Consider the following 14,659-nt stretch of genomic DNA (forward strand, 5'->3'; position numbering starts at 1 on the left):
GGTCTTTATAAGGGAAGAACATGGTAAAAACTGGCTGGGTATGGGTGTTGATTATCACGTTGGCAGGTTGTGCCTCGCCAGTTTCACAGCAAAACGACGCTAAGTTTGATAAGATTCAAGCGGCCGAGGCACGAATTTCGTTGGGGTTAGGTTACTTAAACAGTGATCGCTATCAACAAGCGCAGCAAAACTTGCAGCAAGCACACCAATATGCGCCTAATTACTATCGTACCTCGCTGTCTATGGCGTATTATCAACAACGTGTCGGTGAAACCGACCAAGCGGACCGTTTATATCAAAAAGCGTTATCGCAAGCGTCTAAAAAAGGCGATGTGTATAATAACTACGGTGTGTTTTTGTGCGAACAACAGCGTTTTGCTGAGGCAAAAGAAGCATTTTTGCAAGCCGTCGCACAACCGTATTATCATCGCGTGTCAGACAGTTATGAAAATGCCGCGTTCTGCCAGCTAAAAGCGGGCGAAACCAAGAGCGCGAAGGCCTTGTTGGAAAAAGCGACTGAGCATGACCCGCTGAATGTCCGCGCAGGATTACAACTTGCCAAGTTAGAGATAGAACGAGGGCAAGAGGCAGGTGCCATTACGCGTATCAAACGACTCCATAAACGCGTTGGTGCCCATCCCAGCGGATTATTATTGTTGGTCAAAGCTTATCAGCAACAAGGTAACACGGAGCGAGCTGCCCATGATGCTCAGCGATTGGCGCACCAGTTTCCAGAATCCAAAGAATATCAATTGTACTTAGCGAATGAATACTGAACAGACGGAAGAACACGCGCAAAAAGATACGCAACCTGCGCCCGGGGAAGTATTAAAGCAAGCGCGAGAAAAAATGGGCTGGAGTGTTCGCGATGTGGCTGACCGACTGCGATTGCGCGTCAGTGTCATCGAGGACCTCGAAAGCAATAATCCAGATATGGATCAACTGGCCACGTTTACGCGTGGCTATTTGCGATCCTATGCCAAGTTAATGCAAATCGACGCCGACCAGCTTCTCGGTGACAGCAATATGGAAGCAAGCAGTGCGGCAACGGTCCAGAAGATGCAAAGCTTTTCGCGCAAGACACGACGGCAAAGGAGTGAAAGCCGTTTGATGTGGTTGTCTTGGGTGATCATTGCTATTGCGGTGGGTATTACTGGCGTGTGGTATTGGCAAAATCAACAAGCCATGACATCGTTACCCACGCAGCTGGATAGCGAACAAGCCGATGAGTTAGTGACGACCCCTTCTGACCAAGACAGTGCTGTGATTGCGGCCGAGCCCCAACCGACCACCGATGAACTCGACACTGAGCCTGCTAAAGCTGTCGATGCGCCGCAGCCGGTAGAATCCGCGGCCAAAGCCAGTGACGAGGGGCAATCGAATCCTGTGTCTACCTCTGATGAGGCAACAGCCGCTAAGACACAAATGGAGGCGCAAACGACTGACGCAGCGAGTCGTCAGGAAACAGCACAAGCGCCAGTGACGGATCCGGCAGCAAAAACAACCGCAAGCGCCAACGAAAACCGCCTGGTCATGACCTTTACTGGCGATTGCTGGATTGATGTGCGTGATGCCAATGGCGAACGCTTGGCGACAGGAATAAAAGCTGAAGGTGAGCAAATTACCTTAACTGGCGAAACGCCGTACCAATTGGTACTTGGGGCGCCAAGTGTGGTGAACATTACCTTTAATGGCGACAATATTGATCTTGATGGCTACCCAACCGGGCAAGTGGCTCGGTTGCGCCTTCCGCAGTAATCAGAGAACGTCAATATGCACAACGAAAATCCGATTAAACGTCGTCCGTCCAAACGTATCAATGTGGGCAATGTGCCGATTGGTGATGGTGCGCCCATTGCAGTGCAATCAATGACCAATACGCGCACCACGGATGTTGAGGCGACCGTGGCGCAAATAAAAGCGCTCGAAAATGTGGGTGCAGACATTGTTCGCGTGTCGGTCCCCACTATGGATGCCGCTGAAGCCTTCAAAACAATTAAAGCGCAAACGTCGATCCCGCTAGTGGCAGATATTCATTTTGACTATCGTATCGCGCTTAAAGTCGCTGAATACGGTGTCGATTGTTTGCGGATCAACCCTGGGAATATCGGTAAAGAAGAGCGCATCCGTGCGGTGGTCGATGCTGCTCGCGATAAAAATATCCCGATTCGAATTGGTGTTAACGGTGGCTCGCTAGAACGTGATCTCCAGGAAAAATACGGTGAGCCAACGCCAGACGCGCTGGTAGAATCCGCGATGCGTCATGTTGATATTCTCGATCGACTCAACTTCGACCAATTTAAAGTCAGTGTGAAAGCATCAGACGTTTTTTTAGCGGTGGAATCCTACCGCAAATTAGCACAACAGATTGAGCAACCTCTTCACCTCGGGATCACCGAAGCAGGTGGTGCGCGCGCAGGGGCGGTAAAATCATCGGTTGGGCTAGGCATGTTACTCGCTGAAGGTATTGGCGATACGTTGCGTGTGTCGTTAGCGGCCGATCCTGTTGAAGAAATTAAAGTTGGGTTTGATATTCTTAAATCCCTCCGAATTCGCTCACGCGGGGTGAATTTTATCGCCTGCCCAAGCTGCTCTCGTCAGGAATTTGACGTCATCGGCACCGTGAATGCGCTTGAACAGCGCGTAGAAGATATTCTGACGCCAATGGACGTTTCAATCATTGGTTGCGTTGTCAATGGCCCAGGCGAAGCCGAAGCGTCACATCTTGGCCTTGCTGGTGGCAACAAGCGCAGTGCTTATTATCTCGACGGCAAACGTCAAAAAGAGCGCTTTACCAATGACAACTTGGTGGATGAGTTAGAAGCAAAAATCCGCGCCAAAGCGGCGATGATGGATGATCGCAACCGCATCAAGGTGTCTCAAATCGATCAAGAAGGCTAAGCCATCAGGCTGCCTTTTCCCCTTTTATATATGATATCGGTAACGGAAGTTAACGTGGCTAAAACAATTCAAGCAATCCGAGGCATGAATGACTGCCTCCCTTCTCAATCTCCTTTGTGGCAGAAGCTCGAAAATACGATTAAACAGGTCGTCAGTGCCTATGGCTACAGTGAAGTACGTATGCCTATCGTCGAAGCAACACATCTGTTTAGCCGTGCGATTGGTGAAGTGACCGACGTTGTCGAAAAAGAAATGTACACCTTTGATGATCGAAACGGTGACAGCCTAACGCTACGACCTGAAGGCACGGCGGGTTGTGTCCGCGCAGGGATCGAAAACGGCTTGCTCTATAACCAGGAACACCGTTTGTGGTATACCGGGCCAATGTTCCGTCATGAGCGTCCACAAAAAGGCCGCTATCGTCAATTTCATCAATTTGGAGTGGAAGTGTTTGGCTTGAATGGCCCTGACGTTGATGCCGAATTGATCATGATGACGGCCCGGATGTGGCGTGAGCTGGGAATTGCTGAACACGTACGTTTAGAACTTAACTCCATTGGTTCGCCGCAAGCGCGTGCAGATTATCGCCAAGCTCTGGTCGATTTTCTGATGCAGCACGAATCGGTGTTGGATGAGGACAGTAAACGTCGCATGCAGACCAATCCGCTACGTGTATTAGATACCAAAAACGCGGATATTCAGGCGATTCTTGTTGACGCGCCAAAGCTCAGTGATTATCTGGATGACGAGTCAAAACAACATTTTGCTGGATTGTGTGAACTCTTGGACGCGGCAGGTATCGAATACCAAGTGAATCACCGTCTAGTACGTGGACTTGATTATTACAACCGCACGGTCTTTGAGTGGATTACCGATAGCTTAGGCGCGCAGGGCACGGTGTGTGGCGGCGGCCGCTACGATGGTTTGGTCGAACAACTCGGTGGTAAGGCAACACCGGCGGTCGGGTTTGCAATGGGCCTTGAGCGCTTAGTCTTGATGCTCGAAAACCTGAGCCAAGATGATATCCGCCCAGTGGTGGATGTATACATGGTGACGGCAGGCGAGGGCGCCTTAGCCGCTGGGATGAAACTAGCCGAAAACCTGCGTGAGCAAGTGCCGGGGTTACGCGTTATGTCGCACTTTGGTGGTGGCAGTTTTAAAAAGCAATTTAAACGTGCAGATAAAGTCGGCGCATCCGTCGCATTGGTTTTGGGCGAAGACGAAGTCGCTAATCAAACGGTAGCGCTAAAAGATTTAAAAGGCGGCGAGCAACAAACTCTGAAGCAGGATCAGATCGCTGCGACATTAAAAGCATTGATTTAGAGAGGACAGATCGTGGACGTCTACACCACAGAAGAGCAGCAAGTTGAAGCCATTAAAAAGTGGTGGCGAGATAACGGGAAAGCGGTTGTAATCGGCGCCGTTGTCGGCTTAGGTGCCTTGTACGGCTGGCGTTATTTCCAGTCGCAACAGGTCGAAAGTAAGGAACAAGCCTCTCAACAATACGAACAAACTTTGAACAGCATCGAGCGCGGTGATGGCACGGCACTGAGCCAGCTCGAGGGGCATGAAGGTTATCAAGCGCTGGCGGCACTTAACCTGGCAAAGAAACAGGTTGAACAGGGAGAGCTAGACAGTGCACGTAAACAGCTGCAAACGGCCCAGCAAGCGGTAAATGATGATGCGCTCTATGGGTTAGTAACCACGCGTTTAGCGCGTGTGAACGCGGAGCTGGGTCACTATGACGCGGCACTGAGTGAACTGGATAAAGTGACCGCTTCAAGTTGGACAGCCAAAGTACAGGAAATTCGCGGTGATATTTTGCTTCGCCAAGGGGACAGTGAGGCCGCTCGTGATGCCTATACCGCCTCGCTTGAGGCAGGAGCGAGTCCAACCGTCACGATGAAGCTTGATAACCTCAGTCAATAAGGGCGTGGTATGAAAAAAGGATTATGGCGCATAGCCGCTGTGGCCACGACTTTGGCGATACTGACCGGTTGTGCGGGTGAAGAAGATGTTGTGCAAATGGCACCATTACCCACGGTAACGGATAAAATTGCATCATCACAGATTTGGCAAGCCCAAGTCGGTGATGGTGTCGGGCAATATTATTCGGCCCTTCAACCGACGGTCGCGTACGACAAGGTATTCGCCGCTGACCGCCAGGGAGCAGTGGCTGCGTTTGATCTTGAAAGCGGCGAGCGTATTTGGCAGCAGTCGGTGCAAACTGAGACGCCAGCGTTGTTATCTGGTGGGCTGAGTGCGTCCTACGGTAAGGTGTATGTTGGCGGAGAAACCGGCGAACTGTATGCCTTGGATGCTGAAACAGGCGAGCGCCTTTGGCAGCAAAATGTGAACGGTGAAATCCTGGCCAAGCCTTTGGTCGACGATGGTATGGTGATCGTTAATACCAGCCGCGGTGAGTTGGTTGCGCTTGATGCGGAATCCGGTGAACCTCAGTGGAGTAACGCCAATGATGTCCCTAATCTAAGTTTGCGCGGCGAGAGTGCCCCCGTTACCGTCTCAGGCGGTGTATTCTGGGGGATGGCGAATGGTCGTCTTGGCGCCGCGATGATCGAAACAGGTCGCTCTATTTGGCAAATTCCGATTTCGACACCCAAAGGGGCGACCGAAATTGATCGTCTTGTAGATGTGGATGCGACCCCTGTGATTGATGGCGACCGTTTGTATGCCGTGGGCTATAATGGGCAGTTAGTGTCGATTGATTTACGCTCGGGAAAAGCAGCATGGAAGCGTGATTTTTCATCGGCCAACGATTTTATTGCGGCGGGTAATAGCCTTTATTTAATTGATGATAAAGACAATATTGTCGCATTAGATGCACGTAATGGTTTAGAGAAATGGCGCAACAGTGAGTTAGCGTATCGCATATTAACTGCGCCAGCGGTAAGTGATGGCTATCTTGTGGTTGGAGATAGCCAAGGGTACTTGCATTGGCTCGATCCAGAAACCGGGGATTTTGTTGCCCAGCAATCGCTTGAAGGCGAGGGTATTGCGGTGGCGCCCGTGCAAACCGATAATGGCTATATCGTGATAACACGCGATGGCCAATTGAGAAAGCTGGCTATCGACTAGTATCAGCCACCCAGTTTTATATTTAGGCTCCTGGCTGTATAGACAGTTGGGAGCCTTGTTTATTGATAAGAGAATGAAAATTAAGAGGTCTACATGATTCCTGTTATAGCCCTAGTAGGGCGCCCGAATGTGGGAAAATCGACGCTCTTTAACCGTCTTACCCGCACGCGCGATGCATTAGTAGCGGATTTTCCGGGACTGACCAGGGATCGAAAATACGGCAAGGCATTGCTGGATGAGCACGAATTTATCGTGATCGACACCGGCGGGATTGATGGTACAGAAGAGGGTGTAGAAACCAAAATGGCCGAACAATCGCTTGCTGCGATTGAAGAAGCCGACGTGGTGCTATTTATGGTGGACGGGCGTGCAGGATTAACACCTGCTGATCGGGATATTGCTCAACATATCCGTGTCCGCGAAAAAACCAGCTTTTTGGTCGTCAACAAAGTAGACGGTATTGACCCAGATACCGCAACCGCAGACTTTTGGCAATTAGGCATGGACAACATGTATCAAATTGCTGCCGCACACGGTCGTGGGGTCAGCGGATTGATTAATCGTGCTCTGACGCCCTTTGCCGAACAAGCGCTACAGCAAGCGCAGGAAGAGACAGGTCTGGTTGACCTGACCGATGAGCAAGATGACATCGATGATCAAGACAACCCGACCGCGAACACAGAAGAGCAGGCAGAAAATGAGTACGCCTACCTTCAATCACTGCCGATTAAAATTGGTATTATAGGTCGCCCCAATGTGGGTAAATCGACCTTGACCAATCGCATGCTCGGTGAAGAACGCGTCGTCGTTTACGATATGCCGGGGACCACACGAGACTCCATTTATATCCCGATGGAGCGCGATGGACGCGAGTACGTGATGATTGATACGGCCGGTATACGTCGTCGTAAACATGTCAGTGAAAAAGTTGAAAAGTTTTCTGTTATTCAAACACTTAAGGCTATCGAAGACGCGAACGTCGTGCTGCTAGTGATTGATGCTCGAGAAAATATATCTGATCAAGACTTGAGCTTGTTAGGGTTTGCCTTGAATGCGGGCCGTTCGATCGTGTTGGCGGTCAACAAGTGGGATGGCTTAGATAGCGAGATTAAAACGCGGGTGAAATCCGAGCTGGATCGTCGCCTTGGTTTTGTCGACTTTGCACGCGTTCACTTTATTTCTGCGTTGCATGGTACCGGTGTCGGTCACTTGTTTGAGTCCATTCAAGAAGCCTATCAGTCGGCGACCAAACGTGTCGGCACCGCGATGCTAACCCGTATTTTGAAAATGGCGCAAGATGACCATCAGCCTCCAATGATACGTGGCCGCCGAGTGAAGCTAAAATATGCACACGCCGGTGGATATAACCCACCCATTGTGGTCGTCCATGGTAACTTGGTGAGTGAGTTGCCAGACTCCTATAAGCGCTATCTGATGAATTATTATCGTCGAACCTTAGACATTATGGGCACACCGATAAAGATTCAGTTCCAGAACAGTGAAAACCCGTATGAGGGTAAAAAAGAAAAGCTGACGTTATCTCAGTCACGTCAACGCAAACGCTTGATGGACATGGTTAAAAACCGCAATAAGAAGTAAACGAAAGCCCAGCCTTGATGCTGGGCTTTTTTGATCCCGCCTACTTTTAACGATCCAAACCTGGATCTTGAATTTATCATTGGTGATCATAATCACATTAAAGCCACGTCGTCTGTGATGTCGTGGATCTTAGCTTATCGCGTGACTGCGCAGGTTTTGAGCGGCGATAATTGCATCACCCCTTCACGCTACTCTCATTTCATTTATGCTGGATCTTTAATTTACAACGCTAGTCTTTAGTTTTTTATATCGATAAAAATCCAAATGCAGAACATGTAACTTATGCTTTCGGGAAGTGTATTGATAAATATTCTTTTCAGGGTAGGAAGCTGATCAAGGGGAATTAACCCCAAGATCGCTCGATCGCTTACTGATCGGTTAGATGTGTATTGTACAGAGTTTAATCAGCCGACTGACTTGGATGACGCTGTTGTACCACGCTGGTGATCTCGCCGTTACTGAGCTGGGTGCGCAGGATATCGCCTTCATGCAGTTGATTGATGTTATTAATAATTCGCCCATCACTGTCACGGCTAATCGAATAGCCACGAGAGAGCGTCGCTAATGGACTGACGGCATCCAAGGTCGCCACCAAGGTCAAAAGTCGCTGCTGCGCGTGTGACAATTGTGAGTTCATCGCGTGGACGAGACGTTGATGGTATTGCGCCAATTGAGCCTGATGTTGATGAATACGATGCTCAGGCGTCACGCGTTGTAACCGGCTATCCAGGGCATTAAGCTGGTGGTTATATCGTGAAAGCTGTTTCGTCAGTCCTTGGTGAATGCGCCTTTGCAGCTCATCAATATGCTGACTTTGCTGTTGCAGACGACGACGGGGGTGTTGGTGAGACAAACGGTGTTCGTGTTGCGTCAGTGCCCGTTGCTGGCGATAAAGTAGCGTGCCGATCGCGTTTTTAAGCGCTTGCTCGCGCTGCTGATATTGCTGCAAGCGATAACTAAGATCACGGCTAACAAGCTCTGCGGCAGCTGATGGGGTGGGGGCGCGAACATCGGCAACAAAGTCAGCAATGGTCACATCCACTTCATGGCCTACGGCACTGACGATGGGGATCTGACTCGCGGCGATAGTACGGGCGACGATTTCTTCATTAAAGCACCATAAATCCTCGAGTGACCCACCGCCACGACCAACAATCAGTACGTCACACTCATGACGGCTATTGGCGCGCCCGATCGCTTGCGCTATCGATACTGCCGCATCTTGCCCTTGCACCAGGGTCGGATAAATCACCACCGGCAGGCTAGGGTCCCGTCTTTTAAGTACATTCAGAATATCATGCAAGGCAGCGCCGGTTTTAGAGGTGATTATGCCAACGCGCTTCGGTTGGTCGGGCAAAGCTTGCTTAGCGGTTTGTGCGAATAACCCTTCTGCGGCTAACGCTTGTTTACGTTGCTCAAACGCCTGCTGCAGTCGTCCATCGCCTTCGGGCTGCATGCTTTCTAAGATTAGCTGATAGTCGCCGCGAGGCTCGTACATAGACACGCGTGCACGTACCAATACCTGATCGCCGTTTTTAGGTTTGAACATCACGCGGCGATTGTTACCACGGAACATCGCACATTTGACTTGGCTTTGGTTATCTTTCAACGATAAATACCAGTGACCAGATGTTGCGGCGGTAAAATTAGAGATTTCCCCCGTGAGCCAGACGATACCGATGTTTTTTTCCAAGCAAAGACGTACTTCGGCATTTAAGCGAGAGACGGAAAGAATATTTCGGTTGTTAGCGGTCACGATCTCGGTCCCTTTCAATAAGCTTGTCAGCATACTACCTGTCGCATTCCGGTATGCCAAATAGACCTAGAGCAATCGGTTGCGAAAAAGTCTCGCGGATATATGTTGATAAATCAACCGACTAAATCTGAGTTGCCCAACAAACAGACATTCTTAGTAAAAATCGATAGCCAAACGTTTGCGCTGCACGTATAATTCTGCGGCAATATTTTGTTCCCCTTCACAACTTTTAGTGTGAGATATTGCAATGCTGAGAATCGCAAAAGAAGCGTTAACCTTTGACGATGTACTCCTCGTCCCTGCCCACTCAAATGTACTCCCTAACCATGCGGATCTGCGGACCCAATTGACCCGTTCAATTAGCCTGAACATCCCTGTGCTCTCTGCAGCAATGGATACAGTGACCGAAGCCCGTTTGGCCATCGCATTGGCACAAGAAGGCGGCCTTGGCTTTATCCATAAAAATATGACCATCGAGCAGCAAGCCGAGCAAGTGCGCTTGGTGAAAATCTATGAAGCGGGCATGGTGTCTAACCCGGTTACGGTGACGCCTGAGATGACCATTGCCGATGTCAAAGCCTTGACCGAACGCAATGGCTTTGCCGGTTATCCAGTGGTGAATAAACAAAAAGAGCTAGTTGGCATTATTACAGGACGCGACGTACGTTTTGTCTCAGATCTTAGCAAACGTGTTGAAGATGTGATGACCCCTCAGTCTCGTCTCGCCACCGTGCGTGAGGGCGCTGAGCGTGAGCAAGTGCAACAGTTGATGCAGCAGCATCGTGTCGAAAAAATTCTGGTCGTCAACCAAGACCATCACCTCAGCGGCATGATCACCGCCAAAGATTTCCAGAAAGCGGAAAGCAAGCCTAACGCCTGTAAAGACGAACAAGGTCGTTTGCGTGTCGGTGGTGCCGTCGGCGCAGGGGCGGGCAATGAAGAGCGTATCGCGGCCTTGGTGGAAGCGGGAATCGATGTGTTACTTATTGACTCATCACACGGCCACTCTGAGGGCGTCCTACAACGTATTCGTGATGCCAGAGCCTCGTACCCGCACTTACAAATTGTGGGCGGTAACGTTGCCACTGCCGAGGGCGCACGTGCCTTGATTGACGCGGGTGTGGATGCCGTAAAAGTCGGTATTGGCCCAGGCTCTATTTGTACCACGCGTATCGTCACTGGCGTGGGTGTGCCGCAAATTACCGCGATCAGTGATGCCGCTGCCGTCGCGCAAGAGTATGGTATTCCGGTAATTGCCGATGGCGGTATTCGTTTCTCGGGTGACTTGTGTAAAGCCATTGCTGCCGGCGCATCCTGTGTGATGGTGGGCTCAATGCTCGCCGGTACCGAAGAGTCTCCGGGTGAAGTCGAGCTTTACCAAGGCCGCGCGTACAAATCTTATCGCGGTATGGGCTCAGTGGGCGCCATGTCAAAAGGCTCATCTGACCGTTACTTCCAAAGCGATAACGCCGCCGATAAGTTGGTGCCTGAAGGCATAGAAGGGCGCGTTGATTACAAAGGCATGATGAAAGAGATCATCCACCAACAAATGGGCGGGTTGCGTTCAAGCATGGGCTTAACGGGCTCTGCCACCATAGAAGAGATGCGCACTAACGCGCAGTTTGTTCGCGTGACCGGCGCGGGCATGAAAGAATCACACGCGCATGATGTCACCATTACTAAAGAAGCGCCGAACTATCGCCTCGGCTAAAGACATCACTACCGCGATGCATTTGAGAGGGGAGCACAGCTCCCCTTTGTTCCACTTAATTGAGAAAGCCAGATAATGACCCAGAACATTCATGCTCAACGTATTTTGATCCTTGATTTTGGCTCCCAGTACACCCAGTTGATTGCGCGCCGTGTCCGTGAAATTGGTGTGTATTGTGAGCTTTGGAGCTGGGATGTCGATGAGCAAGACATTCGTGACTTTGCTCCCAACGGCATCATCCTATCCGGTGGCCCAGAGAGCGTGGCAGAAGCCAACTCGCCACGTGCACCGCAATATGTCTTTGACGCAGGCGTGCCTGTGTTGGGCGTATGCTATGGCATGCAGACCATGGCTGAGCAGCTTGGTGGTAAGGTTGCGGGCTCTGAGCATCGCGAGTTTGGCTACGCGCAAGTAAAACGCGTTGGCCAGAGCGCACTGTTTGATGGCATTGAAGATGCTATTGCCGATGATGGTCACCCACTTTTAGATGTGTGGATGAGCCACGGCGATAAAGTGGTCGCGATTCCGGAAGATTTTGTCAAAATCGCTGAAACAGATACCTGTCCGTTTGCAGCAATGGCCAACGAAGATAAACGTTTTTATGGTGTTCAGTTTCACCCAGAAGTGACGCACACGCGCCAAGGCAAACGGATGCTTGAGCAGTTTGTGATGCAAATCTGCCAGTGCGAGCGTTTGTGGACACCGGCAACCATTATTGACGATGCGATTGAGCGTATTCGTGAGCAAGTGGGGGATGACGAGGTGATCCTTGGCTTGTCTGGCGGCGTCGATTCTTCTGTAGTGGCTATGCTGGTTCACCGTGCGATTGGCGATAAGCTCACGTGTGTGTTCGTTGATAACGGCCTGCTGCGCCTTAACGAAGGTGAGCAAGTGCTGGAAATGTTCGGTGATCACTTTGGGTTGAACATTATTCATGTCAATGCGGAAGACCGCTTCCTTAATGCCTTGAAAGGTGAAGCCGATCCCGAAGCGAAGCGTAAAATCATTGGCCGGGTGTTTGTCGAAGTGTTCGACGAGCAAGCGAGTAAAATGGACAATGCTAAATGGCTGGCGCAAGGCACCATCTACCCAGACGTGATCGAATCGGCGGCTTCGAAAACCGGTAAAGCGCATGTGATCAAATCACACCACAACGTCGGTGGCTTACCGGAAGAGATGGAAATGGGTCTGGTTGAGCCACTCAAAGAGCTGTTCAAAGACGAAGTGCGTAAAATCGGCCTTGAGCTAGGCTTACCGTACCACATGCTTTACCGCCATCCCTTCCCAGGGCCAGGCTTAGGCGTGCGCGTGCTAGGCGAGATTCAAAAAGAATATTGCGATCTGCTACGTCGCGCTGACGCGATTTTTATCGAAGAGCTGCGCAATGCTGACCTCTACGAGAAAGTCTCGCAAGCCTTCGCGGTGTTCCTGCCGGTTCGCTCGGTAGGTGTGATGGGCGATGGCCGTAAATACGATTGGATCATTGCGTTGCGTGCCGTCGAAACCATCGACTTTATGACCGCGCACTGGGCACACCTGCCATACGATTTCCTTGGCAAAGTGTCGAACCGCATCATCAACGAAGTCGACGGCATCTCCCGCGTGGTTTACGACGTCTCCGGCAAACCGCCTGCGACGATTGAGTGGGAATAAGCGTTTGAGAAAGTAAAACGCTAGTTTAACGACATAAAGCCCATGCCTAGCGTGGGCTTTTTTGTTTCTAAATGTTTCATTGCTGTCTGTAAGCATCCGTTTTTTGTGCTGCTTTTCTAACTTTAAAGGAATTTAACATTGGGTTAACTGGCTTACTTATGGCTAACTATGCTGATTTTTGCTTTACTGACGATAATTTGTCATTTTATTGTCATTAAAGCCTGCTGGATCAGGTAAGCCAAAACACAACATCGAAAATAATGGAGTTCCCAGTGAGTCAACACATTAATCCAGCAACCGATACAGGCCGACCGCGCGGCATGGATCGGTTTTTAAATATGATAGAGCGTGCGGGTAACCGGATCCCAGATCCTGCCTTATTGTTTTTCTGGGGCCTGGTGACGGTTTGGGTGCTCTCCGCTCTTTTGTCACAAATCACGTTTAATTCTGTTCACCCATTGACCGGGGACACCGTCCAAGTCAAAAACCTGCTCACCGGTGATGCGCTCGCCCACTTTTTAGCCAATATGGTTGACACTTTTACAGGTTTTGCGCCGCTTGGGATTGTATTGGTTGCGATGTTAGGGGTGGGTGTGGCTGATCAGTCAGGCTTTATCACCACCGGTTTGAAGAAAATGCTGAGTGTGACGCCGAAGCAAGCACTCACACCCATGCTAATTTTGGTGGCGATCGTGTCACACACGGCGGCGGATGCAGGCTATGTACTGGTGATCCCACTCGGCGGGATTATCTTCCACGCGGCGGGGCGTCATCCGCTAGCGGGGATTGCCGCCGCTTTTGCTGGGGTGTCGGGAGGCTTCTCGGCCAACTTTATTCCGTCTGGCATTGATCCTTTGCTGGCAGGCTTTACCGAGTCGGCCGCACACGTGTTGGATGACAGCTACCAAGTTAATCCCCTCGCTAACATCTACTTTACGGGCTTGTCGTCGATTTTAATCGTGGCGCTGGGCTGGTTTGTGACTGAGAAAATTGTCGAGCCACGCTTAAATCGCACTCCGATTGATGAGGATGCCGAAGAGGCGCCTGATCTGGGCTCATTCACCACCATTGAAGGGAAGGCCTTTAATCGTGCAGGTTTGGCGATGCTGGCCGGGATTGCCGCGCTGGTGGCGGCCTCATGGCCGGAAGCCTCGCCGCTTCGTTCACCGGCGGGCGAGCTCACCGCCTTTGATGCACCGATTATGCAATCGATCGTGCCGCTCATTTTTGTGCTGTTTATTATTCCAGGCATTGTGTACGGCAAAACCGCAGGCACCTTTAAAACCAGCCAAGATGTGATTAAATCCATGTCTGACACCATGGCGACCATGGGCGCTTATATGGTGATGGCATTTTTCTGTGCGCAATTCTTAGCCGCATTCACCCAATCAAATATTGGTACCTTGTTAGCGCTGAATGGCGCGGAGCTATTGCAGTCAATGAACCTGCCAGGTGAGATGACGATTGTGGGGATGATTTTGCTCACCGCACTCGTGAACCTGTTAATCGGTTCTGCGTCAGCGAAATGGGGTCTGATTGGACCGATTTTGGTGCCAATGCTGATGGTTGTCGGTATTTCCCCTGAATTGTCACAAGCGGCCTATCGTGTCGGGGATTCCGTTTCGAACATTATCTCGCCATTAATGGTGTTCTTCCCACTCGTTGTGGTGTATTGCCAGCGCTATGTTAAAGCAACAGGCATTGGCACCGTGGCGTCAATGATGATCCCTTATTCATTGACCATGCTGGTGGGCTGGACCTTGTTCTTGCTAGCGTACTGGGCATTCGGATTGCCACTGGGTATTCAAGCAAGCTATCAGTACCTGGTGCAATAACGATCACATAGAGCGCGTATCGTCTATCATGACGTTGCAGACACAAGCCGGCCTTCGAGCCGGCTTATTTGTGTCGTATACTAGCGATGAATGACATAGCCAATAAAT

11 protein-coding genes are annotated in these 14,659 nt (G+C 50.5%); 10 read left to right on the forward strand and 1 reads right to left on the reverse strand.

What is annotated here, in order from left to right:
- Positions 1–20 precede the first annotated feature (20 nt).
- From pilW to der, 7 genes are all read left to right on the forward strand, one after another.
- The gene (gene pilW / locus BZG76_RS04170) at positions 21–776 is read left to right on the forward strand and encodes a type IV pilus biogenesis/stability protein PilW (protein ID WP_021022928.1); all 756 of its coding nucleotides are present in this window, start codon (positions 21–23) and stop codon (positions 774–776) included.
- A complete protein-coding gene (rodZ, locus tag BZG76_RS04175) occupies positions 766–1,758 on the forward strand; it encodes a cytoskeleton protein RodZ (protein WP_077460270.1) in 993 nt (330 codons plus the stop codon). Before pilW ends, rodZ begins: the two co-directional genes overlap by 11 nt.
- Positions 1,759–1,773: 15 nt before the next feature.
- Positions 1,774–2,901, forward strand: coding sequence for a flavodoxin-dependent (E)-4-hydroxy-3-methylbut-2-enyl-diphosphate synthase (ispG, locus tag BZG76_RS04180; protein ID WP_077460271.1), 1,128 nt, complete (start codon positions 1,774–1,776; stop codon positions 2,899–2,901).
- Between the two features lie 54 nt (positions 2,902–2,955).
- Positions 2,956–4,224 carry a histidine--tRNA ligase gene (gene hisS, locus BZG76_RS04185; RefSeq protein ID WP_077460272.1) on the forward strand — a complete coding sequence of 423 codons (1,269 nt, stop codon included), beginning with the start codon at positions 2,956–2,958 and terminating at the stop codon, positions 4,222–4,224.
- A gap of 12 nt (positions 4,225–4,236) precedes the next feature.
- On the forward strand, positions 4,237–4,830 hold the full coding sequence (locus BZG76_RS04190) for a YfgM family protein (protein WP_077460273.1): 594 nt from the start codon (positions 4,237–4,239) through the stop codon (positions 4,828–4,830).
- Between the two features lie 9 nt (positions 4,831–4,839).
- A complete protein-coding gene (gene bamB, locus BZG76_RS04195) occupies positions 4,840–5,997 on the forward strand; it encodes an outer membrane protein assembly factor BamB (protein WP_077460274.1) in 1,158 nt (385 codons plus the stop codon).
- Positions 5,998–6,090: 93 nt separating this feature from the next.
- A complete protein-coding gene (gene der, locus BZG76_RS04200) occupies positions 6,091–7,596 on the forward strand; it encodes a ribosome biogenesis GTPase Der (protein ID WP_077460275.1) in 1,506 nt (501 codons plus the stop codon).
- A 400-nt stretch (positions 7,597–7,996) separates the two neighbouring features.
- Here der and xseA read toward each other — a convergent pair whose 3' ends face one another.
- Positions 7,997–9,385 (reverse strand): exodeoxyribonuclease VII large subunit, encoded by a 1,389-nt coding sequence (gene xseA / locus BZG76_RS04205; RefSeq protein WP_108742917.1) that lies wholly within the window; start codon positions 9,383–9,385, stop codon positions 7,997–7,999.
- A 214-nt stretch (positions 9,386–9,599) separates the two neighbouring features.
- Here xseA and guaB point away from each other — a divergent pair, with 214 nt between their 5' ends.
- From guaB to BZG76_RS04220, 3 genes are all read left to right on the forward strand, one after another.
- Positions 9,600–11,063 (forward strand): IMP dehydrogenase, encoded by a 1,464-nt coding sequence (guaB, locus tag BZG76_RS04210; protein WP_021022936.1) that lies wholly within the window; start codon positions 9,600–9,602, stop codon positions 11,061–11,063.
- 75 nt (positions 11,064–11,138) lie between these two features.
- The gene (gene guaA, locus BZG76_RS04215; protein ID WP_077460276.1) at positions 11,139–12,716 is read left to right on the forward strand and encodes a glutamine-hydrolyzing GMP synthase; all 1,578 of its coding nucleotides are present in this window, start codon (positions 11,139–11,141) and stop codon (positions 12,714–12,716) included.
- 320 nt (positions 12,717–13,036) lie between these two features.
- Entirely contained in the window at positions 13,037–14,551 is a 1,515-nt protein-coding gene (locus tag BZG76_RS04220; protein WP_241824048.1) for an AbgT family transporter, read from the forward strand.
- The last annotated feature ends 108 nt before the right edge of the window (positions 14,552–14,659 follow it).

Origin of the sequence: Salinivibrio sp. AR647 (assembly GCF_001995415.1) — a bacterium.
Taxonomy (GTDB): Bacteria; Pseudomonadota; Gammaproteobacteria; order Enterobacterales; family Vibrionaceae; genus Salinivibrio; species Salinivibrio costicola.

Excerpts from the sequence above, each read along its gene's own strand:
- pilW (WP_021022928.1), top strand. The coding sequence starts at position 21 with ATGGTAAAAACTGGCTGGGTATGGGTGTTGATTATCACGTTGGCAGGT.
- guaA (WP_077460276.1), top strand. The coding sequence starts at position 11,139 with ATGACCCAGAACATTCATGCTCAACGTATTTTGATCCTTGATTTTGGC.
- bamB (WP_077460274.1), top strand. The coding sequence starts at position 4,840 with ATGAAAAAAGGATTATGGCGCATAGCCGCTGTGGCCACGACTTTGGCG.
- guaB (WP_021022936.1), top strand. The coding sequence starts at position 9,600 with ATGCTGAGAATCGCAAAAGAAGCGTTAACCTTTGACGATGTACTCCTC.
- ispG (WP_077460271.1), top strand. The coding sequence starts at position 1,774 with ATGCACAACGAAAATCCGATTAAACGTCGTCCGTCCAAACGTATCAAT.
- der (WP_077460275.1), top strand. The coding sequence starts at position 6,091 with ATGATTCCTGTTATAGCCCTAGTAGGGCGCCCGAATGTGGGAAAATCG.
- BZG76_RS04220 (WP_241824048.1), top strand. The coding sequence starts at position 13,037 with ATGGATCGGTTTTTAAATATGATAGAGCGTGCGGGTAACCGGATCCCA.
- xseA (WP_108742917.1), bottom strand. The coding sequence starts at position 9,385 with ATGCTGACAAGCTTATTGAAAGGGACCGAGATCGTGACCGCTAACAAC.
- rodZ (WP_077460270.1), top strand. The coding sequence starts at position 766 with ATGAATACTGAACAGACGGAAGAACACGCGCAAAAAGATACGCAACCT.